This is a genomic window from Rhizobium sp. R693, assembly GCF_002211315.1.
In the GTDB taxonomy this organism is placed as follows: Bacteria; Pseudomonadota; Alphaproteobacteria; order Rhizobiales; family Rhizobiaceae; genus Rhizobium.
Genome location: NZ_LOKY01000010.1, coordinates 102,272 through 127,357 on the forward strand (window position 1 = coordinate 102,272; position 25,086 = coordinate 127,357).

The window sequence follows — 25,086 nt, forward strand, 5'->3', positions numbered from 1 at the left end:
TATCATTCCTGATTTCGCCCAGAGAGCCGGAGATCGATGTGCGGGCTTTGCCGCGTTGCGTTCAGGTCGAAGAATAACGCTTATCTTCCTCGATCGAGGCTGACGACAACGGGGAAGGGGACGGCGGGGCTAAAAGCGGCTGCGACATGCATGGAAGCCAAGTGGAAATCCATCGCCTTGAGTGCTGGGTCGCTTCGAAGGTCGGACTGTGGCTGCACATTGCTTGCCGCCGATGTCATCTTCAGTTGCGAAATGTCAATGACATGACCGCCGCCCGCAAAGAATAATATGGACCGCGAGACGGGCTCTGCGCATGGCACTGGAGCAGTGCCTGAGAGCGCCGGAGAAACGGGGTCATATCCACTCGCGAATTCGCGGGTCAGACCTGCTCGAGACTCCCCCCACAAGGAATGCTTCTTGCATGGTTACGAATCTCTAAGGCCGCAGCGAGGAGCAGTGTAATGAATTGGCACAGAAGCGGAGATTTCATCCCTCTGATGCTTATGATGGGTGGGCCGGAAAAATACAGGCTCATTACATCCCTTGGCGACGTTGCCGAGGCGCTGATTGCCGCATGGCCAATCGACGATGGAGAGGACTATGTCGTGGCGGTTAAAGCCTGCCTGGATGCAATTCATGGAAATGCGTCGCCCCACGATGCTCGCGCGGCACTCATATCAGCGGCAAAGGAGGCAGGAATTCCAGTGATTACTGTCGCGCATTGAGCTGTAGCGGCGTTTCTGCGCAGACCGGCGCGCCGTCAAAGCCGCATCTTCGACCCCATCGTCAAGCGACTTGCCGCCAGGACTAGCAAGCTTTCACCCGCCGGGCGCACAAACCGGTCCCAATCTCCGCTTTCGCCGCTCAAACGGCCTTCATGACGCCGGGGCGACGATTTCAATTTTTCGTCCGTCGCGCCGCCTGGCAGATACGTACCAGCCGTCCCACTGCGAGAAATGTTCGAAGACGCGGCGATAGCCCTTGCTCTCCAACACTTTCTGCATCGCGGCCTCGGTCTTCGGATTGTTCTCTACTGAAATCAGGTCGAACATGCGCTCAAAGCTGTAGGCGGACAAAATATCCAGTTCACTGCCTTCCGTATCAATCGATAGATAATCCATGACGGGTGGCGCCTGGTACGTTTCGAGCAAATCGTCCAGCGAAATCGTCTCCACCTGTATTTGCCTTCCCTTCCTGCGGACCTCGGAGAAATGATCCCCTTGAGCGAAATCGGCAATTGAACTCAGCTCCGGGTCGACGTTGTCGGTTGCCAGGAAAGTGACCGTGTTGTGAGATTGCGATGAGACGCATCGATGGTCGATAGACGCATTTCTATTTGCGGCCAACTCCGGATGCCAAATAGGGTTGGGTTCAGCGAGGATACCCGACCAGCCGAATTTCTTCTCGAGCAACCACGTATTGCTGTTTTTCAGACCATTCGTCGAACCGAACTCGACGAAGAAACCATCTCGTTTTTCGGATAACTCGTAGCAAACCCACAGGTCCTGTAAGATCTGTGCCCTCGACCAATCACGCCGCGCCAAGCAGTAACCGATAAACCTGAGGTCATCGTCCAATATGGCGTCCGCGACCTCCGGTCTGTTGAGGCGAATTGCGTTGAATACTGCTTTCTGCAAATTCCTGTTCTGACGCAATCTGTTGAATATCACCGCCATAGTCGAAAGTGCGAGTTTTCGTGCATCCAGCATTTGGCTATCCGTTTATAGGTTGAGCGGCATTTTTGTCGCATGGCCTTTGCACTCAGCGAACGTCGCAGGGCTGGTTCCAGTGGACAGAAAGGCATCCCCTGTCCGGGCACGACATACACTTCGGCTCGATCAGGACGTGTCTCGCGCTATTAAGTTCACGAACGTCGCTGTGGCCGCCAGTCTCAGCGAGCTTCTCGTAGAGGAATGAGTATCCGGCCAAAGGCCCATCTCGCCTCAAAGAGCCTGCGTCTTCACTCGCCTTGGAGCCACCGCGGCCAAGTATACCTGCATCGTCTCGCGAGCGACACGTTCGATCGTCAGGTTCTCGATGCGCAGTTGGCTCTTGGTCCTCCACGCTGCAATCTGTTCGGGCGTCCTCAACAGATCGCAGATCGCATTTGCAAGCGATGACGGGTCTCGCGGGGGCACAAGAATTCCAGCTTTGCCGTACTCTAAAAGTTGCGGGATGCCATCGACTTCAGTGCCTATTACCGCACAAGCTGCCTCGCGTGCCTCCGACAATACGAGCGGCGCGGGGTCGGCATGCGAAGGCAGGACAAAAATGTCGGCCGCCAGCATATGCGGATAGGGATCGCTCACCGACCCAAGGAAGGTGACAGCCCGCGCGCAGGCGAGAGACGAAACCATTTGCTCGTAGGAGCCGCGAAACGGACCGTCGCCGACCACATAGAGATGCGCGGCAGGAAAGCTCTCATGGACGATATCGAACGCATGAAACAAATCCGGGAGGCCCTTGCGGGGGTGAAGCCCCCCGACAAAAAGAATGCTCGGCGACTTTAGCGCTGCCGGTTCCTCCACGCGTGCCTCCAGTCGGCTCGAACCAATCGTACCGTTAAGGACAACGTGCAATTTCGAAGCGGAGATACCTCTCTGTTGCATTGAGGCCCCGACCGCGTCGCTGACTGCAATCACACGTGTTCCCAGTCCCATCAACGTCGCGCTCTTCTCGAATTCGTTGTGAACGGTTGTGACCAGAGGTATCCGCGCGATCTTGCAAATCGGAAATGCCAGGACAGCGCTGGTCATCATATGCGCATGGACCACCTCCGCCCTAAATTCGCGAACATGGCCATGCAGGCAAAGAGCAGCCTTGGCCAGGCTCGGGATGCTTCGCTTATGATCGACGCGCACGGTGCCTACACCCTTGCTATGCAAGAGCGCGTCAAAGTCCCCTCCTCCACTTGCGATGCAAACATCATGCCCGAGCGCGGCCTGAGCGCAGGCCAGGTCCACCGCGGCATGAACATGCCCGTTCTGGCGCTGGGTATGGTTAAGGATATGCAGGATCCGCATCGTCGACCCTTCGTCGTTTTTACTCTCTGGCGAGCCAAGCTCGCATCTCTGGTATCGGCGGCGTCGACAGTTCCTGTCACTTGCCGAGATGGCCATCAACCCCGATTACCGCCACCACCTTGTTCGTGGATACCCCGTTGTGTAGGCGAGTCGTGTTGGAAAATGAGGCTCAGCGTCAAAGCAATATCCCTCTTGGTCTGTCCAACCCATGAGGGTGCCGCCAGTGTTGCCGAAGTCAGGGACGACCTCCCGCTCACCCCTGCTTGCAACAATGGATGCTGCGACAAGGCCGGTGATCCTCGCGCCGAGAACAATCACGCCGAAATGCTGGAACGCAGACAGCTGCACCGCCTGATGGCTCGCGTCATCCATCGATTTCGCTCCACATGCCCTCTTTAGCTGCGATGCGATGATAGTATCTATTTTCCTGCCAGTCGACGACGCAAAGCAACGGATCAGTACATCCGTATAATGTTTTCGTATTTTCAACATGATAGCTGCGCGCCAAAAGACCAACTATCCTTTTGCCTTGCTATCAAGCAAGCGATGTCGTTACATATCTTTGGCCCCGCGGTCGTGGGCACCGCATTTTGCTCTGACAAGCACAAGGCTGTAAGCGCCTCTTCTTCGCGCGCGGGACCAGATTGATCGATGGCGAGGGGTATGCGGTGTTACGGCAAGACCTCGATCTTCTTTGCAGCCCATTGAACGGGATTGGCCTCATTTCCACCGACGTGTTCGACACGTTGTTGCTGCGTCAACCGAAATCACAGCGTTCGCGTATTATGGAGGCAGAGCGACGTTTTGCACGCCTGTTGGAGCAGCAAGGGTTACCTGCCGACGCCGAGGAACTGTTTCGGGTGAGGCTGCTCGCCGAGAAGTTTGCCTATCGAGCGTTGAACGTCGGAGGCTGTGTCGGAGAAGTTCGCCTGTTAGACATTGTCGCGCGGCAGCTGGCAATCCTTGGCCTGCCGCCAGAATTGTTGCATCGACGCATCGGCCTCGAGACGGACATCGAGAAGACGTCGCTTTCGGCCAACAGCCGGCTGGCAATCGCGCTACGACAACAGCGCCAGGCTGGCATCCGGATCATCGCTGTCTCTGACACCTGCCTTCAAGCCAGCCAGCTTTGCGAATTGATCGACCACTTCCATGGCCCTGGCCTCATCGACAAGATCTATTCGAGTGCCGACTTAGGAGCGACCAAGCGCTCCGGACAACTGTTTTCTGCCATCCTTCGTGCCGAAAACATTTCCCCTTCGGAAATGCTGCACATTGGAGACGACGAAATTGCCGATCAGGCGGTGCCTCGCAAGATGGGCATCCATACGGTTCACATCCCAACAGGCCGCATCCGGCGCTATGTCACGCGCGCCGATGGCGCCCGTAGCGCGGCACTCAGAACCTTTCGCCGTCGGCTTGCGCTTTCTCGTTCCGCGTCTTGTACCGTGAATGACAGGAATTCATTTGGTCGTGAGGTTTTTGGACCAATCGCAGCGCAATTTTGCCTCTTTATCTGGCTTTACGCGACACAAGCGCAGGCGCAGGGCGACTACGCGCTGGCCTTCTGCGCCCGCGGGGGCATTGGCATTCGCCAGGCGTTTGAAGCGCTCCTTGCAAGGTTGCAACTGCCTCTCGACATGCTGCGCGAAAACATCCTCGTTTCGAGACTGGTTGCCGCACGCACTGCCCTGGAGACAGGCAATCGCGCCGTTCTGGATGAGCTTGGTCGGGAGTTTGCAAAAAGCAGCTTCGCGCAGGTGGCGCATGCCGTGGGTGGCGGCACATACGAATTGCCCCCTCGTTGGGATGCCACGTTTGCACCGGCGCACTTCTTCGACATGTTGAAAAGCCCGTGCGGCCTGCCGGTGCTTGACGACGTCGTGAGGCAAAACCAGCTCTTCAAGCGCCATCTCGATACGGCCTTTGGACCTGCCAGGCCTATTATCCTTTGCGACACCGGTCTGTATGGAAGCACCCAGCGGCTGCTGGCGGCGGGACTGCCGGAACGGCATTTCGAGACCATTCAGTTTGCCCGCTGCAATTACAAGAGGTTGAGCGAGGACCATTTTCCCGACGTGACCGGACTGGTGGTTGACGCCAAACTTTACAATCCGCTCAGGATTGAGACGGTTGTCCTGCGCTACTGGCACGTCATAGAAAGCCTCTTCGAGCCCGCGATACCTTCGGTGCGCCACCTGACGGAGTGCGAAGATGGCACAGTGTCTGGCAATGCTGGAGCGATCGCTCACCATGTCATCGATGCCACGGCAGGCAATGAGCTGCTTTCGGGCGTCCTGGACTATATCGCCCGTCTCGAGAGCGGCGGGCAGGTGATGCGGCAAGCCGACATCGCTTGGCTGCGGCTGAAGCGAGCCATCACCAATCCCAGCGCCCTTGACATGGTGGCTCTTGGGGTTGGACCGCGCTCGATCGATTTCGGTCGAAGTGAAAGCATTCATGTCTTGGCACAAACGGATCGGGCAGGCCTCGCCGCACGCCTGAAAACGACGAAGTCACAGCTATGGCGGGAAGGGGCGATCGCGCGCGACTTTCCTCACATGAAGTTCGCGCTCCTTCCTGCACTGGAGCTGGCGCATATCGCGCGGGGAGTGTCGGCTCGTCTTTATCGTTGAGCACGGTTGAAAAGCGGCCACCGGATTTAAGCGAAAGACAGACGTCACAAAGGGGAGTTCGCTTGGCTGTTATGCGCAGCTATCGGCTCGCTGCGCCACCGCCGGGATGGAGTGTGCAATGCTGGCATTCAAGGCAATGCAAGGTGCCGGATGGCTTGTCTTCTCACGCTTCGTGGGTCGTATCATCGACGTCTTCACATTATTCGTTCTTGCCAGAATCCTCGCACCGGCTGATTTCGGTCTGGCGGCCCTTGCAACCTCTTTCGTCGTCATCATCGACACGGTGCTGGAAATTCCAGTAACCCAGGCGCTTGTGCGCCTGCCAGCGATCGACAAGAACCATCTCGATACTGCATTCACGATCGGACTGATCAGAAGTGCTCTCATTGCAGTTATCGTTTTCGCAGCCGCCTGGCCGTTTGCCTACTTCAATCAGGAGGCTATGCTCCTGCCACTCGTTGCCGTTCTCGCGCTTGGCCCGATCTCCAGAGGCCTCGCAAGCCCCGCGATGGTTCAATTCGCACGCGAACTCGGCTTCCGGCAGACGTTCATCCTGGAATTTTCCGGCAAGCTTAGCGCCAGCATCATTGCCACCCTCATTGTCCTTGCAGGGGGTGCTTATTGGGCTATCGTTGCCAATTTCGTGATCGCCTCGGCCGCCTCCACCATCGCGTCCTACGTGCTCGCCCCCTATCGGCCAACGCTGTTTTTGGGGCGGCTGACGGATTTTGTCGGCTTTATCGGCTGGTTCAGTTCCGCACAGTTGATCTCTGCACTGAACTGGCAATTTGATCGGTTTCTGATTGGATCGCTCGCAGATCGGTCGACATTCGGACGATACGCGGTCGCCAGCGACGTCTCCGTTATTCCAACGCAAAGCATCATCGGACCCGCCTTGCAGCCAGTGATGGCAGCATTTTCCCAGATCAGTGATGACCGCGTCCGAACCAGGATCGCCTTTCTCAAGGCTGCGCGGTTTGCCATGCTAATCTGTGTACCGCTTTGCATCGGCATGTCGTTGACTTCCGATCTCACGACCACCCTGCTGCTTGGACAAAAATGGAGCGAGGCGGCTCCAATCCTCAGCCTGCTTGCCCTTTCGGTGGCGCCGATATCCTACTTCCAGACCCTCTATTCCGTAAGTCTCGCGCTCGACCGGCCAGACGTCGTCTTCCGCCTCAACGCAATCGACCTTGGCATCAGGCTGCTGCTACTTCCACTGGGATTCTACCTCGGCTCGATCATGGGCGTGAGCGTCGCCAGGATTCTACTGTCGTCTTTGATGTTCGCGTTCTACCTGGGCGCGACCCGAAGCCTTCTTGCGCTTGGCATTCAAGAACAACTGCGCAATCTCTGGAAAGTCGCATTTGCGTCAGCGGTCATGGCGATTTCGGTCCTGTTTCTTCGCGAGGGCCTTGGCGCACAGCACTTCCATCCCGTCGTCGAACTGGCATTCGCAACGAGTATGGGCGCAACGGCCTATATCGGGACCTTGCTCCTTCTTGGCATCAGGTTGATCGCCGGACGGGGGCACCTCGATCTCGTCGACAAAAGTTGAGCTCGCGCCTGACCTGACCTTCAAAGCAACGAACGTACCAGGCCGCTTATCGAATGCTGGTTGGTATTCAGCCGGTACGTGAGCCCCTGTTGGGCGCGTCCATTCGGCAGGATCGCCATCAAAATCAAGAAGGCTGCGAGCGCTGCCCTGGTATTGACGGGTTCGTCGCTCTCCCAGACACGTTGGAGCAGACGCGTAAAGGTTTTGATCGGAACTGGCCGGCCCTCTGCGACAGCCAGGTAGAACGATCGCTCCAGATAGAAATGCGTATCCTCGGCCCGCGCAAGGCAATTTGCCAGTGCCATCGGCTCCAGAATTCTGCGCAAGTGATCCATCCGAGCCAAAAACCGGGTCAGCTCTCCCCGCAGCAATGTTGCGTCAAGGGGACGGCCAAGGCCCGACTTGTTCCGGTCGTGGATCCTGTAGCGGCCGAGTGCTTCTGACAGGCTGACAACGTCGCCAAGGAAAGGCGCGGCAAAGAGAATGACGCCATCAACGGCGCTATCATAAGCTGCCTCCTCGAGGAAACGGCAGGCGTCGCGGCGAAAGACATTGCCCGACGTCGGCGGGGAAGCATAGGTGCCGGTTTTCAAGACGCGCAAGGCAAGTGCCCTATGGGCGCGAAAGGCTTTCAGTTTCGGAACCGGCTTTCCAGTGACCGCACCATCGCGATCGATCCGCTCGAGGGGAAATTGCAGCTTTGCGACACGATCGTCGAGTTTTGAGAGGATAGTGGCCAGAGCCCCAGGCCGCAGCTCGTCGTCGGCGTCGAGAAAAAGCACAAACGGTGCCCGCGTCTTCTTCAGGCCATAAAGACAGGCCGCGCGTTGACCACGGTTCTTGATCCGGTATGAACGAACGTCATGTTCCTGGATCACGCTCCAAGAGGTGTCGGTCGATCCGTCGTCGACGACAATCAATTCACACTCGTTGCATCTCTGATCAAGGACGCTCCTGATTGCGAGCGAGACGTATTCGGCGTAGTTCCAGCACGTGATTATGACCGCAAGGCGCGGTACCGCCGCAGCCTCGTCGGCCAAGCCGGTCCTGGTCATGACCGCGCCCGGTTGATGACGGTCCCAATCACATTGGCGCCTGCCCGGCGCAGTAGCCGAATGGAGTCTCCGACTTCATCGATCGTCGTCTCGCCCGCCAACGCCAACACGATCACGGCGTCAGCAAAGCTTGCCAGAGCCAGAGCATCCATCGAACTGTCGAGGGGTGGCAGGTCGAGGACCACGTCGCCCTTTTGCTGCGCAGCATCGATGATCTGCTGAACTCTAGCGTCGTGAAAATCGGCGAACAGGTTTGTGTCGGCGTCCTTTGAGTGGATCGGCAGGACCGAAACCAAACCAATGTGATCGAAAGACAGCTGACTGAACAGGACGTTTGCGAATGCCGCACCGGCCAGCGACGTCGTTGGCGGGACCGAACCGTCGAGCGCCCTTGGAACCTCGCGCGTTGCCGCCGCCTGGAAGAGCGTGACGCCACGGCCGCTGCGGCTCATTAACTGGGCAAGAGCGGTGGATAGTGTGGTTACTCCGGTCTTCTCGGACCAGGAGACGACCGCCACAGCCATGTTGCGGTCGTTGCGAACGCTTCTACAGGCAATCTCGACTGACGTGCGGAGGTCGTGAACGGCCGCAACAAAGCGTTGTTGGCGCGGGGTGTCGACGCGCCACGGCACGGCATTGGCGCCTGGAACATCGGGAACCGAACCGAGGCAGAGTATACCTGTATCACGCGCAAGATCCCCCGCGTCCCGCACTTTCCGGTCCAGCGCGAGATTGACCGCAATGAGACCGAGGCCGCCGAACAGTCCCAGCAGGCCACCAAGCGCCAGAATGAGGGATTTGCGCGGGCCGGAGGGGCTTACCGGTGGTAGTGCTGCACCAATCACCCGGGCGTCCGCGTCTGGTATGGGGATCGCCGGCAGGGTACCGGCGTGCATACCATCCCGAGCTGCGTCAACCTGCAATGCAAGCGCATCCAGACGTCCCTGCAATGCGTCCGTCCCTGCGCGCGCCGTTTGCTCCTTGAAGGACACAGCCTGAAACAAGTAGGCTGAGACGATGCCATTGGCGACACGCGCCGGAAGAACCGGGTCGGCAGCGGAGTAGCCGATCTCGATGACAAAGGATTGTCCAACACGCCGCACATCGAGGCGTCGTACGAAATTCAAGAATGCGGCACGCTCGGCATCGTTTGCAAGATCTGCTGCTTCGCGCGACGCTTGTGACACCTTGCCGGTCTCCAGGCCATCGGCTGGCAATAGCATTCGAACAAAAGACAGGATCGGATCGAGCGCACCGGGCGGGCGCGGGCCAAGTTCCGGTGTGTCCTTCAAATCGAGGCTGTCGAACACCGCGGAAAGCAGCCGCTCCGATTTGATGGTCTGCAACTCACTGTCCACACGAGCGCTGTCCAGGGTTTGCTGAGCCCCCCATTCCTGGCCTGAAGCGGCCGACTGGCGCGGCTCAAACAGGAGGGTTGCCGTGGCATCATATGTCGGCGGCAGCGAGCGGGCATATAGGCCGGCCAGCAAGAAGCCGGCAAGCGTGCACACCAAGAGTGGCATCTTGTAGCGATAGCCAAGGGCAATCAGGTAGCGAAGCAGGGCGATTGGGCCATCGTCGCTAGCTTCGGATTGAACCTCGTTCAGCCGGAAGAACCGGGCTGCTGGATCCAGGGGCCTCGGATTGTTGAACATCATTGGGCCTCATGCCGTTGTCCGCGAAGTCTGATCGCTTTTCCCGGGGAGATGGCTGCCGCCCGTTCCGGCTCCAGCCGCCCCCGCAATATGTCCGCGATCGCAAGAAGATTCCCCTTGGCGCGTCCCTTCCGGTCGATGAAGGGCTCCGGCCAGACGGCTCTTGCGAAGTTGCTTGCTGTGTTGCGCAAGATGTGGTCGGCGACATTGACGAGGGTCATCGTGCCCTTGCCCATCATATAGAGCGGATTGACGACCTGCGAGTAGCCGAGCCGCACGCCGCTGACCCTGGCATTCTTCGCGCCCATATGCGCACCGTAGGCGAGCGACCATTTGATCAGACGGCCGCCGCCCTTTGCAAGGGTCGCCGCGAAATCGCGGTCTTCAAGCCAGCCGTAGAGAACCAGCCGCTCGTCGAAGCGCATCTCCCTGATGGCTGAAACACGGAAGGCCATATTGCAGCCGTAAGGGCTGTAGGGCTCTGTCCATCGAGGTTTCGGCGTTCGGGCCTCCGCGACGAGACGGACAGCCTCGTCAAAGGCAATCCCTGGCCCCTTGATACCATCGGCAACGACCTCGCCCGTGACGGCGACCACCTGGCCCTCGTCGCAAAAAACCTGTGCCGCCGAAGCCAACCAGTTCGCATCGGCCACGAAATCGTCGTCGAAGAATGCCACGATCTCAATCCCCGGCGGCAGGCTTGCCAGGCCGGTATTGCGCTGGGCTGCAAGTCCTGGCGGGCCGGTCACTATCGTGACCCTGCAAAGTGAGCCAAGATCGCCGGCATCAGCAAGCTCAACACATGACACAATGACGGCCGCGGGTTTCAGGCTTTGCGTCGCCACGAAGTGACGGACTGTGGCCGAGGCGATTTCAGGTCGGCCGCGCGTCGCAATTATAACGGCGACCTGAGGCATCTGCCCCCTTGCCGGCGCAAAGATTGCCAGGTCCGCGCCGGGCGATTTCAGCAGGGCCAGATATCCGCTCGCGGTCTGCCTCCAGGAAAATCGTTTAACCTGTCTAAGGCCGCGTCCCACGAGATCATCGCGAAGGTCTTTCGATTGCGCAATCTGGTGAATGTGATGAAGCCACGCCTCGGGTTCGAATGGCGTTGCCAAAAGCGCAGCGTCGCCGCAGACCTCCGGCATACTTGCGCAATTGGACGATATGACGGGACATCCGCGTGCCATCGCCTCAATGATCGGAAGGCCGAAGCCTTCCGTCAGCGAGGGAAACGCCAGACACAAGGCATTGTCGAGGAAAAAGGCAAGATCGTCGTCCGATACTCGGCCCGCAAGGTATACATTCGGTCGGTCTTCGAGTGCTTGCGGGGCGAATATGTCATCACCCCCGCCGGCAATAACGATATCGATGCCGAGCTCATCGAGCCGGGCGGCGACATTGATCAACAAGGCAAGATTCTTGTGGCGCGCCCGCGATCCAAGGGCAAGGACGAAAGGGCGTTGGCCGCTACGAGAGGCAATGAGCGCTGGTGCTGCGGTTGCGAGCGCCGGGTTCCAACGCAGTGCATGCTCGTGGCCGTTGGGCAAGACGGCAATATCCTTGAGCAAAACCGGCAAATGGCGGGCGATCTGACGCGCCGCCGCATGCGAGACTGTCGCAATGCGAGCTGAGCGGCGGGCCAGAATCGGCTGCAGGTTTTGATAGACAGCCCGAAACGTGACGCTATAGCTGCCCGGCGCCGCAAAGATGTTGGCGTCATGGATGCAGACAATCTGATCGCGCATGATGGCCGGTGCCGTGTTGCACAGGTTCAAGAGCCGTCGGCCCCTCGCATAGTAGGGCAGTTCAAACTGCTCCCAGGCGTATCCCGTCCCGTGGCCCGCCCTGACAACGGCCATCCGCAAGAATTCCGGATCCTTTGCGATCCTCGGCACCAAGATGGTTGTTTCACTGGATGCAACAGACTGGTCGAGAGCATAAAGGACGCTAAAAGCGTAGCGCTGCACGCCGGATAGCGTCTGGGCAAGGAAGCGGCCGTTGGTGACTGTCGCGGCATCGCTCATGGCAGCACGCCGCACCACGCATGCCCTTGATGAGAGTTTCGCACCAGCACCTCCAACACTAGAACCTGGATCCGGGCGAGGCGCTGCTCAAGAAGGGATGCCGACAGCGCACGATCGCGCTCGGGCAATCGAAGCACGTTGAAAGGAATTGAGGCCACGAGGGCGCGGTCGCCGCCCGCGCCGTGGATCTCAGTAACAGCCGCGCGAGCGCAAAATCGCCGGAATGGTCCGGATCATGATCGCCAGATCTCCGCCGAGCGTGTTTTCCCGCACGTAGCGGACATCAAGTTGCACTCGCTCACGATAGCTGATGTCACTGCGACCGCTAACTTGCCACAGCCCGGTAAGACCAGGACGAACCCTGATGTAGTCGGCAAAATGGACGCCATAGAGCTCAACTTCGCTTGCGACGATCGGGCGAGGGCCGACAAGGCTCATACGCCCCTGAACCACATTCAAAAGTTGCGGTATTTCATCGATACTGCTCTTGCGAAGCAAGGCACCAAAAGGCGTGATGCGGGGATCGTGCCTGAGCTTGCGCGTGGCGTTCCATTCTTCTTCCAAATGCGGATTGTTCGCGAGATGGCGCGCAAGCACCTTATCCGCATCCTTGACCATGGTCCGGAACTTCAGGCAACTAAACGTCACACCATTCTTGCCGATCCGTCGATGCGCGATGAAAATCGGCCGGCCCTGCAACACCAGCAAGATGGCGATGACCATCAGGATGAGTGGCGATAACACAAGCAGCCCAATCGCGGCAAAGCTGGCATCGATCGCATGTTTGCATGCGTCGGAAGCCCCGTTTTTCAGCTCATCCGTCTTGCGCGAGCCTGCCCCGCGATGTGTCTTGGAGAACCTGTCCAAACTTCGGCTGAGATCAATTTGCCGCATCTGCGTCCTCCCCACGTAACAACAAGTCTGGGACATGCAGAAATACCGAATTGGCATGCACAAGGAAGTTAACAAGGATTAAACGAATTGACAATAATTTAATGGCACTGCAGTATAGAATGTTACCAGCGGGGATAAACGACAGAACTTCAATAAAAATACTGTCTTACTCCACAATTCAATCTGTTTTTATTTTACATATAAGCACTTAGACGAACTGCGCCCCGCAGCAAAACCGATTGTGTCAAATCGCGGAGCGTAGCGTGAGGGTTGCAATCATCCACTACTGGCTCGTGCGGATGCGGGGTGGCGAGAAGGTTCTCGAAGCCCTTTGCGACATCTTTCCAAACGCCGACATATACACCCATGTGTGCGATGTCTCTGCCATTTCGGACAAGCTGAAAGCTCACAAAATCGAGACAACCTTCATCGCCGCACTGCCTTATGCCAGAAAGATGTACAGGAAATATCTGCCGCTGATGCCAATGGCACTCGAGCAGATCGATCTTGGCGCCTACGACCTTGTCATCAGCAGCGAAGCAGGTCCGGCAAAGGGCGTCATCCCGCCCTGCCCTGCCCTGCACGTATGCTATTGCCATTCGCCGATGCGCTACATCTGGAACATGTACCACAGGTATTATGACAGTTCCGGCCTCATGACGCACCTGATGATGCCGCCTTTGGCGCACTATCTGAGGACCTGGGATGTCGCAACGGCCAATCGTGTCGATGATTTTGTCGCCAACTCGTGGACCGTTGCCCAGCGTATCAAGCGCTATTATCGCCGTGACGCTTCGGTCATCCATCCGCCTGTCGATACAGCTGCCTTCGAGCCGGTTCAGTCCGGCGAGATCGGCGACTATCACCTGATGGTCGGCGAACTCGTCGGCTACAAGAGACCGGATCTGGCAGTGGAGGCATTCAACCGCCTGAAATCAAAGCTCGTCGTCATCGGCGGCGGCGAAATGCTGGAGCGGCTACGGCGGATCGCGGGTCCGACCGTGACGATCCTGGGTTCGCAGCCGTTCGACGTTCTCAAGCATCACTATGCGCGTTGCAAGGCGCTGGTGTTTCCAGGCGAGGAAGATTTCGGGATCGTCCCGGTCGAAGCGATGGCCAGCGGCCGACCGGTTATCGCATTTGGGCGTGGAGGCGCAACCGAAACCGTGATTGCCAACAAGACGGGCGTCTTCTTCGCCAACCAGACGGTAGAAGATTTGATTGATGCGGTGGAACGGGTCGAGCGATTGGATTTCAATCCCGCAGATGCCGTGTCGCGTGCTGCAGATTTTCGCCGCGATGTTTTCATCGGACGCTTCCGCGCCTTCGTCGAGCGGGCGGCCGGCACCGAGCTTGCGCTTCGCGCCTGATGGCCGAAATGCATGAGGATATCAATAGCTGCGTTACGGAGTTAAGACGATGCGCGACCCACGTCCGAGATGGTTTGACGAATTTCTGGGGGCGCTTGGACCATTTTTCCGTTGGATGGCTGCGGCATGCCTGATCTTTTCGACCAGCGCGGCAATGGCTGACGACTACATTCTTGGACCTCAGGACATATTGAAGATACGCGTTTTCGAATGGCGGCCAAGCACGGCAACAGCGTTCGAATGGGTACCGCTCACGGGTGACTTTTCCATCTCATCGGCCGGAAATCTCTCCCTCCCGATCATCGGCACCATTCCAGCCGCGGGCAAGACGCTGGAGCAGCTGTCTGCGATGATTAGCGAGAGGCTGCAAAATCAGGTAGGTTTACAAAAGCGCCCCAACGCGGCCGTGGAAATTGCCTCCTATCGGCCATTCTTCGTCACAGGCATGGTCGCTACCCCCGGCAAGTACAATTTCAGCCCGGGATTGACCGTCGAGCAGGCGCTCAGCATGGCCGGCGGCATCGGACGGGTTGATGCAAACCTCATAGAATTGCAACGCCAGGCCCTGTCTGGCCGCGGCGACCTCAGGGCATTGGAGGCTGAGCGCCTTGAACTCGTTGCACGCCAGGCGCGCATCGATGCAACTCTCACGAATGCCGCAAACGTCACCTTTCCTGCCGAACTCGTATCTCAACAAGGCCAGCCGCGAATTGCGAGGATGATGAAAGACGAGCAGGCGCTCTTCGAGATGCGCGCCCATTCCATGGACGCGGAGATCGATGCGTTCAATCGGGCGAAACTGCTTGCGGTCAGCCAGATCGATGCGCTGAAAGCGAAGTCCGCCTCGCTCGCAAAACAGATTGAACTCGCCAACAAGGATGTTGGATCCGTCAACAAGCTGGTATCGCAAGGGCTGACCGTATCAGCTCGCCAGCTGGGGTCCAGTCAGAACCTCGCGGACCTCGAAAGCCGTAACCTCGATGTCTCGCTCGCCATTTTGAAGACGCAACAGGACATGACCAAGGTCGACCAGGATATCGGTGATGTCCGCAACCGCTATCGGATCGATGCGCTGACCGAAGCCGCCCAATTGCGTGACCGTTTTGCCTCCAATGCCGAGAAGATCGCGACCGAGCGTGATCTCTTAAGAAACCTTGAGGTGCGAGCTCCTTCCGCGATCGCTGCTTTGGAAGAAGACAAGGACAGCTATGGTTTTGTAACGACGATCAACCGTGTCATCGACGGTAGCGCCGAAAGTCTGATTGCCAACGACAACGACCCGGTATCCCCCGGCGACGTCCTACGCGTCGAACGGCGCGAGCGCCCTCGCCCTGCCGTAAGCATTAGCAGCAACTGAAAGGTTGCCCCGCGACCTGGTTGTCGTCGCGTTGTACGTGCCGGCGAAATAAGGCGGTCTCAATTTAGACTTGCGTGCGCCGCGCTCATGTCAGATGATAATGCGAGCAGGAATGGGGTCGGAGCAACCATATGGTGTGGGCGCTTCTCATCTTATTTACGATCGGCGCTGCATGCGCACCGCGTGTGCCAATCCTCATTGTTACGCTCATCGTGGTTGTTGTGATGATTGCCTATGCAATCGTGAGCTATTCCAACGGGAGCCCGTTTCTGCACACGATTGGATGGGGACTGATCTTTGCCGGCGCACTTCAGGCTGGCCACCTCTTTATGCACGGCGTCCTTCATTTCCTCTATGTGCGGCGCGCCGGCCGCGGGCACACGTCCGGCGAAGTTCGATCCAGGTATTCTGCGGATTGAGCAGCCTCTTGGCGGATATCGCTGCTGCAGCCTCAACCCTCGAGGCGTCGCTGGCTGCGCGCAACCCTTTTGCTCTTCACTTCAGACAACTATTTGCCACCGGAAGAAGAACGAGAGGACGCAGCAATGCGCCGACGTTCCTCGGGACCCGGCCTGTCTGCAAATCTTCATCCCCGTCTGCCTGGCGCCCGGCATCGTCGTGCCTCGCTCGCTTCCTTATGGCCGCCAAGGCTCATCGTTTGCGTTTTCAGACCGTGGGCTGGGGGTCGCTGGCCGCTGCCCAAAAGCGCTTTTGATATCTGCCGGCTTGGCGGATCCACCTCGAAGAGAATGGAGTGGGACGGGCAAGCGGGCGTGGCCTGGATTGCAACTTGCCAGGCCGGCGAGAATAAAAAACTGCAAACCAAGATCGACCGTGGGGCCGGCCACGCATGCTCCCACAAAAAGGCATAGGCACCCATTGCGCGAGGCGAGCCGCACGTCGGACGCAAAGGTTCGCGCAGAGCCAGGCGGTCGCACGAGGGCCGACAACATGAACAGCAGGAAGAAGAGCGCGCCCGGCACCCCAACATTGGACAAGACCGCAATTGGGAAGCTCGAGGTCCGGGCAGTGCCGAGTCCGACGCCAAGTCCTGACGAATCCCAAAAGTTCTGCAAGCCGTAAGTGTTCCAGGATCCGCGCTCCGTCGCCGAAGTCGACGTCGCCTTGTTCAGCACCAGGACATCGATGTAGTCGCGAATGTCCTGGTAGAGATCGTCATGAATGATCACGAAGAGTGTGATCGCGACAACGATCGCTGGAGCAAGCAGCACAAAGGCGGTGGCGTGACGGCTTCCGTGAGTGACACCACACCGGAAGATTGCTGTCCAATAGAGGATCGCCAGGCAGACTGGTGTGGCGACGAGCCCGGTTGTCGACGTTGACAGAACGATCAGGACCAGCGATGCCAAGGCAAGCGGGCCGGTCCAGGTGTCCTTTCTCGCACAGAGCCACAATGTCCCGGTAAAGCCGAGTGCGCCAAGGGTCGTGCCCGCGAAAGCAGACGCCTCCGGGAACGAGCCGACGATGCGCTTCATGCCGTTGACGCTTTCGTTTTCATGGAATGTGTACTGCGCATTGCGCATGAATGCGAGTAGCGCCTCAGTCCCCGTTGCATTCGTCGTCAGGTCGAGCAAGGCAAACAGCACGTTAAGCGCAGCATAGGCGACAAGCCCGTTGACGAGTGCATTGAAGCCCGTTCGCATTGAACCGACCGCGGCGATCATCAAGAAACAGATAAGATCCGCGGCCAGATAGATCGTCTGCGTGAAATTGCTGGAGACAGGCCCGAGCGGAACGGCGCCGCTGGTCGTCGGGTATTCAGATATGCCAAGCGGAATGATCAAGCTTTGTCCCGCGAGCAGCCGTGGCAGGAAATAGGCAGTCGCTGCTCCGTAAACTGCAAGACACGCCAGCCAAAAGCCGGCCTTACCGAAGCCGAGCATCTTCACCGCGATCTTTGAACGTCCCCGACTGGCGAGAGTTGCGACGACGAGAAAGAGCAAAAACAGGTGAGCAGGTGGAATACTTGCCGAACCGGCGATAACCGCCGCAGCCGAGCCGAATATGGTCAAGACGACGAATATCATCGCGGTTGACGCATATCCGAGCGCGAGGCCGAAAAGGCCGAGCGCCAGCGTGAATATTCCTATTGGCTCAACGCTCATCCTCTCTTACCGCATATTGACGACGTCTGAATGCAGTCCGTCGATGATAAACGCAGTCGCAGAGCTGCTTGTGCAACCTAAGACATAGACGAAACTTGCCTTTCGCGGAGCAGCAGACTTATCAAAAGTTGCCGGTCGAGGTCCCGCCACAGAGGTGTCGCCAGTTAAGTCCCTAATCACAGCCCAGGAAAAATATAGGCCGCCCAAGTATATTTGGCATAACGTATAATAATTTCGAGCATTTCTACGCCATCTTTTTCACAACCGTCTTGCCTTGGTAACAAACAGATCATAGCCTGAAGATGAGCGCTGCTCTGTTCATCCCAGGAGCGAACATGATTGATGACGCTACAATCGATGCGCGGTTACCCGTTTTGTCGGACAGCGCAATCCAGCAGATGTTCAATGACATCAACACCAAGGGTTTCTGTTGTATTCCCAATTACATAAATGCAACGGACCTGAGGCGGATGCAGTTTTTTGTCTCCCGGGCGGTTGCCCATTCTCAGAACGAATATGTTGTCTTCCGTGGAAGCGAGGCCGTCTCTGGAACGGGAATGGACGAACTGGCAACATCGCCCGAGTTTACCAGTATTTTTTCGCGGCTATACGCGCTTGCCTTGGGCAAGACGCCGCCGAAAGTAACGTTTTACCAGATCCTCCGGTGCCTTACAGGCAAGGGTGCGGCTCGCAATTCGCTTATATTTCATTATGACTCCTACCTGATTACGGCGCTTATCCCGGTGACGATACCAGGGGCAGGCAAACGCGGCGATTTTCTCCTGTTTCCCAACACGCGGAGGGTGAGAGCCTTTTATGCGACAAACCTTTTCGACAAACTCTTGCTCGACAATCGCATAACGCAGTTCGTCCTTCGCATGCTCGCGCGGTCGCGAAACGCCCCGCTCGTCAGAGTTCAGATGGTTCCAGGCAGCCTTTACTTGTTCTGGGGCTACAGGAGCATTCACACAAACGAACCCTGCGACCCGGAAGCGGTCCGTGCGACCGCGCTTTTCCACTTTGCCGACCCTCATGCCGACAGTTCGCTAAAGGCGAGCTTGCGGCAATCTTGAGCCTCCATGGGCTCGAAAAGCTGGCATCTCGTCGCCAGTTGCATCATCCGGCCCCGTTTACGTGGTGGCAAGCGAGCTCAGCGCCAGTAGCGGCTCAGAGAATACCGGAATTGAGATCCAAGACAGTGGAGTTGGCGCGGACCAAGTGCAACGTCACCCGCAGCCATTGCATGCTATGATGCCGACTGCCAGATGCTTGATTTGATTGTGTCTGAGCAAAACCTCCCGTATAACGTTTAGATGCGCAATCACCATGGAACCGCTACGATGGATGCGATTCTGACCGAAGGCTTTGATGCGGCTTTGACCCTGACCGACCATATCGAACATCTGCCGGACAGGAAGCGGCGCGAGCTGGCACGCATCCTCGAGATCCTGTTTGCCGAGGTCGAACGCTTCCAGGCCAGCAAGTTGTCGGCCAAGCGCAACGCCGGCAAGATCCTGATGGTCCTGCTCTATGGATCCTACGGCCGCGGTGACTGGGTCGAAGATCACTTGAGCGGCTATCGCTCCGACTACGATCTGTTGATCGTCGTCAACAGCAAGTCGTTTGCCGAGGAGCAGGAGCTCTGGGAAGGCATCGAGGAGCGGCTGTTGAAGGAGCAGATCGCCCACCACATCGACACGCCGGTCGTGCCGATCATCCATACACTTGCGGATGTCAACGAGCAGCTGTCGCGCGGCAGGCCCTTCTTCGTCGACATCGCCAGGGACGGCGTCACCCTCTACGAGACGCCTGGCCATCCGCTGGCGCAGCCGAAGCCGTTGACGGCAGAAGAGCAACGCAATGAAGCAGCCAGATACTTCGAGGAGTGGTTCGCAAGCGCGGATGCCTTCAATGCGTCTACCATATTCCTGTTCGAGCGGGGGAGTCTCAGAGAAGCCGTCTTTAATCTGCATCAAGCGGCAGAACGGCTCTATCACTGTGCCCTACTGACGCTGACCCTCTACAGTCCCAAATCCCATCGTCTGAGGGTTCTTCGCTCTCAGGCCGAGGGGATCGACAATCGACTGATTGCCGCGTGGCCGCGTGACAGCCGGTTTTCACGGCGCTGCTTCGAGTTGCTGTCCCGGGCCTACGTGGAAGCGCGATATTCGTCAAAATACACTATCAGCAACGAGGAGCTCGGCTGGTTGGTCGAGCGCGTGAAGGTTCTTCAAACTCTAGTCGAAACGGTATGCAAGGATCGACTTTCTCTGTGAAAGTTTAGCCTGCTCCTGAGCGATCAGGCCCGGGCGGAGCGGAAGATCTGCATCCTCGCGATCCCACAACTCCGACCCGTTTCCTCCCGACAGGAAATCCGGTCGGTAGGTTTGAGCGAATATCATACAAACTGGAAATCCGCCGACTGCAGGCTCGACACGGCCACGTTCTTCAGGATGATCGTGTTGTTCGCATCGGCTGTGATGATCGTGTTACTGCCCGACAGGTTCGATGCAGCGAGCAGCGATGCCCAGTCGGAAAAGATCGTTTGATCGATCTTGATCGTGTCGTGGGCCGCGCCAGTTGTCACGAAATCCTCGATCGTGTCGTGACCCCAATTCGGCGCGTAGACAAAAAAGTCCGCGGCCACTCCGCCCCTAAGTAGGTCGTCGCCCGCACCACCCGTCAGCGTGTTTGAACTGATAAAACTGCCCGTGATCCGATTATCGAGGGCATTGCCCGTGCCGAGAAAGGGACCGCTACCGGTCGACATCAGGTTTTCGACGTTTTCTGCCAATGTGTAGTTGGCGAGAGACGTCTGGACAAAGTCGATGCCCGCGTTGGCGTTTTCGATGACGACAACGCCGGCGTTGTTAACGACATAACCGTCGTCTCCCAGGCCGCCGATCAGGGTGTCACTCCCCCCGCCTCCGCTGAGCACATCGTTGCCGTTGCCGGTGGTGATGGTATTGGAGAGCGCGTTGCCGATGCCGGAAAAGCGATCGGTGCCACTGTATACGAGGTTCTCAACATTGGCACCCAATGTGTAGCTCGATTGGTAAAACGAGTAATGCGACAGCAGGTACACCGTATCGGTACCCTCGTCAGCTTCTTCCCTTACTACGTCCCAGGGAGAGTCGACGATGTAGGCGTCGTTTCCAGTACCGCCAATGAGAATGTCGTTGCCGGCGCCGCCGATCAGCGTATCGTCACCGTCGCCGCCCGACAAAGTATCGGCAGCAGCACCCCCGGTGATCGTGTTGTTGAGCGCATTGCCAGTGCCGATGAAGGCACCCGTGCCGCTGAAGGACAGGTTCTCGAGATCGGCCACAAGCGTATAGCTCGCCAGCACCGTCTGCACCGTGTCGACGCCCTCGCCGGCATTCTCAATGGTCACGTCGGCGGCGTTGTCAACGATGTAAGTGTCGTTGCCAGTACCGCCGATCAAGGTGTCGGCGCCGGCACCGCCATCCAGTGTGTCGTTGCCGACACCACCGGTGATCGCATTCGCTCCGGCATTGCCGGTGCCAGTGAAGCTGGCTGACCCGGTGTAGGTGAGGTTTTCGACGTTGACTAGCGCGGCAAGCGAGTAGGTCGCGAGTAAGGTGCGGATCTCGTCAGTGCCGGCACTTGCCGCCTCTGCAACAAGGTCGCCCGCAACATCCACGACGTAGATGTCGTCACCGGCACCGCCGATCAGTGTGTCTACCCCTGCCTTTCCGTCGAGCGTATCGTCACCAACTCCCCCGCTCAGCGTGTCGTTGCCGACACCACCGGTGATCACGTTCGCCCCGGCATTGCCGGTGCCGGTAAAGTTGCCGGTGCCGATATAGATCAGGTTCTCGACATTAGCCAAGGTGGCGATCGAGTAGGTTGCAAGCGACGTCTTGATCTCGTCAGTGCCTTCGCTTGCGTTCTCAACGACAAAATCGAACGCGCTATCGACAATGAAGATATCGTTGCCGGCGCCGCCGATGAGAATGTCGTTGCCGGCACCACCGTCCAAGATGTCGTTGCCGTCACCACCGTCGATAAAGTTGGCAAGGCTGTTTCCTGTTCCAACAAATGTTGCGGTACCTATGTAACCCAGGTTCTCGACATTGGCAGCAAGCGTATAGCTTGCCAGCGTCGTCTGCACCATGTCGGAACCTTGATTGGCAGCCTCGGTAACGATGTCGGCGAGATCGTCAACGATGTAGGTGTCGTTCCCAGCACCGCCAATCAGCGTGTCGGCGCCGGCCTTTCCGTCCAGAATATCGGCACCTGCTGCGCCTCTGATCGTATTGTTGAGGTTGTTGCCCGTGCCGGCAAAAGCAACCGTGCCTGTATAGGTCAAGTTCTCGACATTGGCAGCAAGCATATAGCTTGCCAGCGCGGTCTGCACGGTGTCGGTACCTTCATCGGCATTTTCGGTGAGAACGTCGGCGGTATTGTCGACGATGTAGGTGTCGTTACCGATCCCGCCGGTTAGCGTGTCGGCGCCAGCCCCGCCGTTCAGCATGTCGTTGCCGACACCGCCGATGATCGCGTTGGCGAGCCCGTTGCCGGTGCCGGCAAAGTTGCCGGTGCCGGTGTAGGTCAGGTTCTCGACGTTGGCCAGCGCCGCGATCGAATAGGCGGCAAGGGCTGTCCTCACCTCGTCGGTGCCGGCACTTGCCGCCTCCGTGATCACGTCGCCAGTATTGTCGACGATGTAGGTGTCGTTGCCAGTGCCGCCGATCAACATGTCAGCGCCGGCGCCGCCATCCAGCGTGTCGTCGCCTGCCGCCCCAGTCAGCCTGTCGGCAGCAACACCGCCCTTGATGACGTTGTCGAGCGCGTTGCCGGTGCCGGTGAAGGCTGCCGCGCCCGTATAGGTCAGGTTCTCGACATTGGCACCCAGCGTGTAGGCTGCCAGGTTCGTCTTAACGATATCGATGCCCTCATCGGCATTCTCGACGACGATATCGCCGGTGCTGATGACATAGGTGTCGTCGCCCGCGCCGCCCCTCAGCGTGTCGATCCCCGTCCCACCGGTCATGATGTTGTTCAGCGCATTGCCCGCGCCGACAAAGTTGCTGGTGCCAGTATAGGTGAGGTTCTCGACGTCGGCGCTGAGCATGTAACTTGCGACGTTCGTCTGAACCGTGTCGATCCCCTCGTCGGCGTTTTCGGTGACCGTGTCGCCGGCATTGTCAACAATGTAGAGATCGTTGCCGGCGCCCCCGGAAAGCATGTCCGCTCCGGCGCCACCATTCAACCTGTCGTTGCCGCCCTCACCAGAGAGCGTGTCGTTGCCTGCCCCGCCAGTGATGATGTTGTCGAGGCTGTTACCTGAACCGGTGAAACCGCCGCTGCCGCTGAAGGTCAGGTTCTCGACGTTGTCGATCGCCACCAGCGAATAGCTTGCGAGGTCGGTCTTGATGCCATCGGCGCCGCCCCCGGCCGCTTCGACCACGACGTCGTCCAATGCGTCGACAATATACGTATCGTTACCGGCGCCGCCGATCAGCGTATCGGCGCCTGCCTTGCCATCAAGTGTATCCGCTCCCACACCGCCAGTGATAACATTGTCTGCGGCATTGCCGGTAGCGATGAAAGCCATCATGCCCGTATAGGTGAGGTTCTCAACGTTTATGGCGAGTGTGTAGCTCGCAAGCCCCGTCCGGACGGTATCCGTCCCTTCGTCCGTGTTCTCGATTGTTACGTCGGTCGCGACATCGACGACATAGGTGTCGTCGCCCACGCCACCCGACATCCTGTCCGGTCCCGCACCGCCAATTAGCGCGTCATCGCCCGCGCCACCGTTCAAAGTATCGGCGCCCGCCGCACCCCTGATCGTGTTGCCAAGGTCATTGCCGGTGCCGGTAAAGTTGCCGGTGCCGGTGTAGGTCAGGTTCTCGACATTGGCGGCAAGCGTATAGCTTGCCAGCGCAGTCTGTACCGTGTCGGTGCCTTCGTCGGCATTTTCGGTGACGACGTCGGCAGCGTTGTCGACGATGTAGGTGTCGTTGCCCGTCCCGCCGATCAGCGTGTCGGCGCCAGCGCCGCCGTTCAACATGTCGTTGCCGACACCACCGGTGATCGCGTTCGCCCCGGCATTGCCGGTGCCGGTGAAGTTGCCCGGGCCGGTGTAGGTCAGGTTCTCGACGTTCACCAGTGCGGCGATCGAGTAGGTCGCAAGCGCCGTCTGGATCTCGTCAGTGCCCGCACTTGCCGCCTCGGCGATGACGTCGGAAGCGTTGTCGACGATGTAGATGTCGTTGCCCGCCCCGCCGATCAGTGTGTCGGCGCCCACGCCCCCGTCGAGGTTATCGTTGCCGGCGCCGCCGGTGATGGTGTTGGCAAGCGCATTGCCGGTCCCGGCAAAATCGCCGGTGCCGGTGTAGGTCAGGTTCTCGACATTGGCAATGTTGGTCAGCGCATAGGCGGACAGCGCCGTCCTGATCAGATCGATGCCTTGATTGGCGACTTCGGTGACGACGTCGCCCAGGTCATCAACGATGTACGTGTCGTTGCCGGCACCGCCAATCAGGATGTCGGCGCCTGCCTTTCCGTCCAGCGTGTCGGCGCCCACCGCCCCCCTGATCGTGTTGGCGAGGTCATTGCCCGTGCCGGCAAAGTTGCTGGTGCCGGTGTAGGTCAGGTTCTCGACATTGCTGGCGATCGTATAGGCCGCCAGCGCGGTCTTGACCGTATCAATTCCCTCGTCGGCGTTTTCGCTGACGATGTCCGAAGCATTGTCGACGATGTAGCTGTCGTTGCCCGTCCCGCCGATCAGCGTGTCGGCGCCCGCACCCCCGTTCAACGTGTCGTCGCCATCACCGCCTGACAGCGTATCGACAGCCGCGCCGCCGGTGATCGTGTTGTTGAGGTCGTTGCCCGTGCCGGCAAAGGCCGCCGTGCCGGTGTAGGTCAGGTTCTCGACGTCAACGAGCGCGGCCAGCGAGTAGCTGGCCAGCGCGGTCGTGACCGTATCGATCCCTTCGCCGGCATTTTCGGTGACGATGTCGGAAGCGTTGTCGACGATGTAGGTGTCGTTGCCCGTCCCGCCGATCAGCGTGTCGGCGCCAGCGCCGCCGTTCAGCATGTCGTTGCCGACACCACCGGTGATCACGTTCGCCCCGGCATTGCCGGTGCCGGTGAAGTTGCCCGGGCCGGTGAAGGTCAGGTTCTCGACATTCACCAATGCCGCAATCGAGTAGGTCGCGACCGAGGTACGGATCTCGTCAGTACCCGCGCTTGCCGCCTCGGCGATGACGTCGGAAGCGTTATCGATGATGTAGACGTCATTGCCCGCCCCGCCAATCAGCGTGTCGGCGCCCGCACCCCCGTCGAGGATATCGTTGCCGGCGCCACCGGTGATGATGTTGACCAGGCCATTGCCGGTCCCGGCAAAGTCGCCGGCG

General features: G+C 58.6%; 15 protein-coding genes and 1 pseudogene. 8 read left to right on the forward strand and 8 right to left on the reverse strand.

What is annotated here, in order from left to right; genetic code table 11:
- Nucleotides 1-461 precede the first annotated feature (461 nt).
- Nucleotides 462-725, forward strand: coding sequence for a DUF982 domain-containing protein (locus ATY79_RS11210; protein WP_088703902.1), 264 nt, complete (start codon nucleotides 462-464; stop codon nucleotides 723-725).
- A 150-nt stretch (nucleotides 726-875) separates the two neighbouring features.
- On the opposite strand, the gene ATY79_RS11215 is transcribed toward ATY79_RS11210, so the two are convergent.
- Both ATY79_RS11215 and ATY79_RS11220 read right to left on the reverse strand, forming a co-directional pair.
- Nucleotides 876-1,709, reverse strand: coding sequence for an FkbM family methyltransferase (locus tag ATY79_RS11215; protein WP_088703903.1), 834 nt, complete (start codon nucleotides 1,707-1,709; stop codon nucleotides 876-878).
- 234 nt (nucleotides 1,710-1,943) lie between these two features.
- Entirely contained in the window at nucleotides 1,944-3,023 is a 1,080-nt protein-coding gene (locus ATY79_RS11220; protein ID WP_088703904.1) for a glycosyltransferase family 4 protein, read from the reverse strand.
- 668 nt (nucleotides 3,024-3,691) lie between these two features.
- On the opposite strand from ATY79_RS11220, the gene ATY79_RS11230 reads away from it, so the two are divergent.
- Nucleotides 3,692-5,659: a hydrolase gene (locus tag ATY79_RS11230; RefSeq protein WP_088703906.1), complete on the forward strand. Its 1,968-nt coding sequence runs from the start codon at nucleotides 3,692-3,694 to the stop codon at nucleotides 5,657-5,659.
- Nucleotides 5,660-5,777: 118 nt separating this feature from the next.
- A complete protein-coding gene (locus tag ATY79_RS11235) occupies nucleotides 5,778-7,217 on the forward strand; it encodes an oligosaccharide flippase family protein (RefSeq protein ID WP_088703907.1) in 1,440 nt (479 codons plus the stop codon).
- Between the two features lie 20 nt (nucleotides 7,218-7,237).
- On the opposite strand, the gene ATY79_RS11240 is transcribed toward ATY79_RS11235, so the two are convergent.
- The 4 genes from ATY79_RS11240 to ATY79_RS11255 form a co-directional block, all read right to left on the reverse strand.
- Entirely contained in the window at nucleotides 7,238-8,272 is a 1,035-nt protein-coding gene (locus ATY79_RS11240; protein ID WP_088703908.1) for a glycosyltransferase family 2 protein, read from the reverse strand.
- Nucleotides 8,269-9,927 carry a Wzz/FepE/Etk N-terminal domain-containing protein gene (locus ATY79_RS11245; RefSeq protein WP_348627566.1) on the reverse strand — a complete coding sequence of 553 codons (1,659 nt, stop codon included), beginning with the start codon at nucleotides 9,925-9,927 and terminating at the stop codon, nucleotides 8,269-8,271. Before ATY79_RS11245 ends, ATY79_RS11240 begins: the two co-directional genes overlap by 4 nt.
- Nucleotides 9,927-11,954, reverse strand: coding sequence for a glycosyltransferase (locus ATY79_RS11250; protein ID WP_088703931.1), 2,028 nt, complete (start codon nucleotides 11,952-11,954; stop codon nucleotides 9,927-9,929). The genes ATY79_RS11245 and ATY79_RS11250 overlap by 1 nt, the downstream gene beginning before the upstream one ends.
- A 189-nt stretch (nucleotides 11,955-12,143) precedes the next feature.
- On the reverse strand, nucleotides 12,144-12,848 hold the full coding sequence (locus ATY79_RS11255) for a sugar transferase (protein WP_088703910.1): 705 nt from the start codon (nucleotides 12,846-12,848) through the stop codon (nucleotides 12,144-12,146).
- Nucleotides 12,849-13,147: 299 nt separating this feature from the next.
- Here ATY79_RS11255 and ATY79_RS11260 point away from each other — a divergent pair, with 299 nt between their 5' ends.
- From ATY79_RS11260 to ATY79_RS11270, 3 genes are all read left to right on the forward strand, one after another.
- The gene (locus ATY79_RS11260; protein WP_088703932.1) at nucleotides 13,148-14,218 is read left to right on the forward strand and encodes a glycosyltransferase; all 1,071 of its coding nucleotides are present in this window, start codon (nucleotides 13,148-13,150) and stop codon (nucleotides 14,216-14,218) included.
- A 115-nt stretch (nucleotides 14,219-14,333) separates the two neighbouring features.
- Nucleotides 14,334-15,575 (forward strand): polysaccharide biosynthesis/export family protein, encoded by a 1,242-nt coding sequence (locus ATY79_RS11265; protein ID WP_088703933.1) that lies wholly within the window; start codon nucleotides 14,334-14,336, stop codon nucleotides 15,573-15,575.
- 131 nt (nucleotides 15,576-15,706) lie between these two features.
- A complete protein-coding gene (locus ATY79_RS11270; RefSeq protein WP_088703911.1) occupies nucleotides 15,707-15,994 on the forward strand; it encodes a hypothetical protein in 288 nt (95 codons plus the stop codon).
- Between the two features lie 216 nt (nucleotides 15,995-16,210).
- Here the strand turns inward: ATY79_RS11270 and ATY79_RS11275 are convergent, their stop codons facing one another.
- Complete coding sequence (locus tag ATY79_RS11275) at nucleotides 16,211-17,701, reverse strand: hypothetical protein (protein ID WP_088703912.1); 1,491 nt, start codon at nucleotides 17,699-17,701, stop codon at nucleotides 16,211-16,213.
- Nucleotides 17,702-18,036: 335 nt separating this feature from the next.
- Between ATY79_RS11275 and ATY79_RS11280 the strand changes: the two genes are divergently transcribed.
- The gene (locus ATY79_RS11280) at nucleotides 18,037-18,774 is read left to right on the forward strand and encodes a hypothetical protein (protein WP_088703913.1); all 738 of its coding nucleotides are present in this window, start codon (nucleotides 18,037-18,039) and stop codon (nucleotides 18,772-18,774) included.
- A gap of 267 nt (nucleotides 18,775-19,041) precedes the next feature.
- The gene (locus ATY79_RS11285) at nucleotides 19,042-19,977 is read left to right on the forward strand and encodes a HEPN domain-containing protein (RefSeq protein WP_088703914.1); all 936 of its coding nucleotides are present in this window, start codon (nucleotides 19,042-19,044) and stop codon (nucleotides 19,975-19,977) included.
- A 122-nt stretch (nucleotides 19,978-20,099) separates the two neighbouring features.
- Here the strand turns inward: ATY79_RS11285 and ATY79_RS11290 are convergent.
- Nucleotides 20,100-25,086 (reverse strand): annotated as a pseudogene (locus ATY79_RS11290) (RTX toxin); the annotation flags it as partial.

What these genes read in the sequence shown, in the direction of transcription:
- ATY79_RS11210 (WP_088703902.1), top strand. Translation starts at nt 462, where the DNA reads ATGAATTGGCACAGAAGCGGAGATTTCATCCCTCTGATGCTTATGATG.
- ATY79_RS11215 (WP_088703903.1), bottom strand. Translation starts at nt 1,709, where the DNA reads ATGCTGGATGCACGAAAACTCGCACTTTCGACTATGGCGGTGATATTC.
- ATY79_RS11220 (WP_088703904.1), bottom strand. Translation starts at nt 3,023, where the DNA reads ATGCGGATCCTGCATATCCTTAACCATACCCAGCGCCAGAACGGGCAT.
- ATY79_RS11235 (WP_088703907.1), top strand. Translation starts at nt 5,778, where the DNA reads ATGCTGGCATTCAAGGCAATGCAAGGTGCCGGATGGCTTGTCTTCTCA.
- ATY79_RS11240 (WP_088703908.1), bottom strand. Translation starts at nt 8,272, where the DNA reads ATGACCAGGACCGGCTTGGCCGACGAGGCTGCGGCGGTACCGCGCCTT.
- ATY79_RS11245 (WP_348627566.1), bottom strand. Translation starts at nt 9,927, where the DNA reads ATGTTCAACAATCCGAGGCCCCTGGATCCAGCAGCCCGGTTCTTCCGG.
- ATY79_RS11250 (WP_088703931.1), bottom strand. Translation starts at nt 11,954, where the DNA reads ATGAGCGATGCCGCGACAGTCACCAACGGCCGCTTCCTTGCCCAGACG.
- ATY79_RS11255 (WP_088703910.1), bottom strand. Translation starts at nt 12,848, where the DNA reads ATGCGGCAAATTGATCTCAGCCGAAGTTTGGACAGGTTCTCCAAGACA.
- ATY79_RS11260 (WP_088703932.1), top strand. Translation starts at nt 13,148, where the DNA reads ATGCGGGGTGGCGAGAAGGTTCTCGAAGCCCTTTGCGACATCTTTCCA.
- ATY79_RS11265 (WP_088703933.1), top strand. Translation starts at nt 14,334, where the DNA reads ATGGCTGCGGCATGCCTGATCTTTTCGACCAGCGCGGCAATGGCTGAC.
- ATY79_RS11270 (WP_088703911.1), top strand. Translation starts at nt 15,707, where the DNA reads ATGGTGTGGGCGCTTCTCATCTTATTTACGATCGGCGCTGCATGCGCA.
- ATY79_RS11275 (WP_088703912.1), bottom strand. Translation starts at nt 17,701, where the DNA reads ATGAGCGTTGAGCCAATAGGAATATTCACGCTGGCGCTCGGCCTTTTC.
- ATY79_RS11280 (WP_088703913.1), top strand. Translation starts at nt 18,037, where the DNA reads ATGATTGATGACGCTACAATCGATGCGCGGTTACCCGTTTTGTCGGAC.
- ATY79_RS11285 (WP_088703914.1), top strand. Translation starts at nt 19,042, where the DNA reads ATGGATGCGATTCTGACCGAAGGCTTTGATGCGGCTTTGACCCTGACC.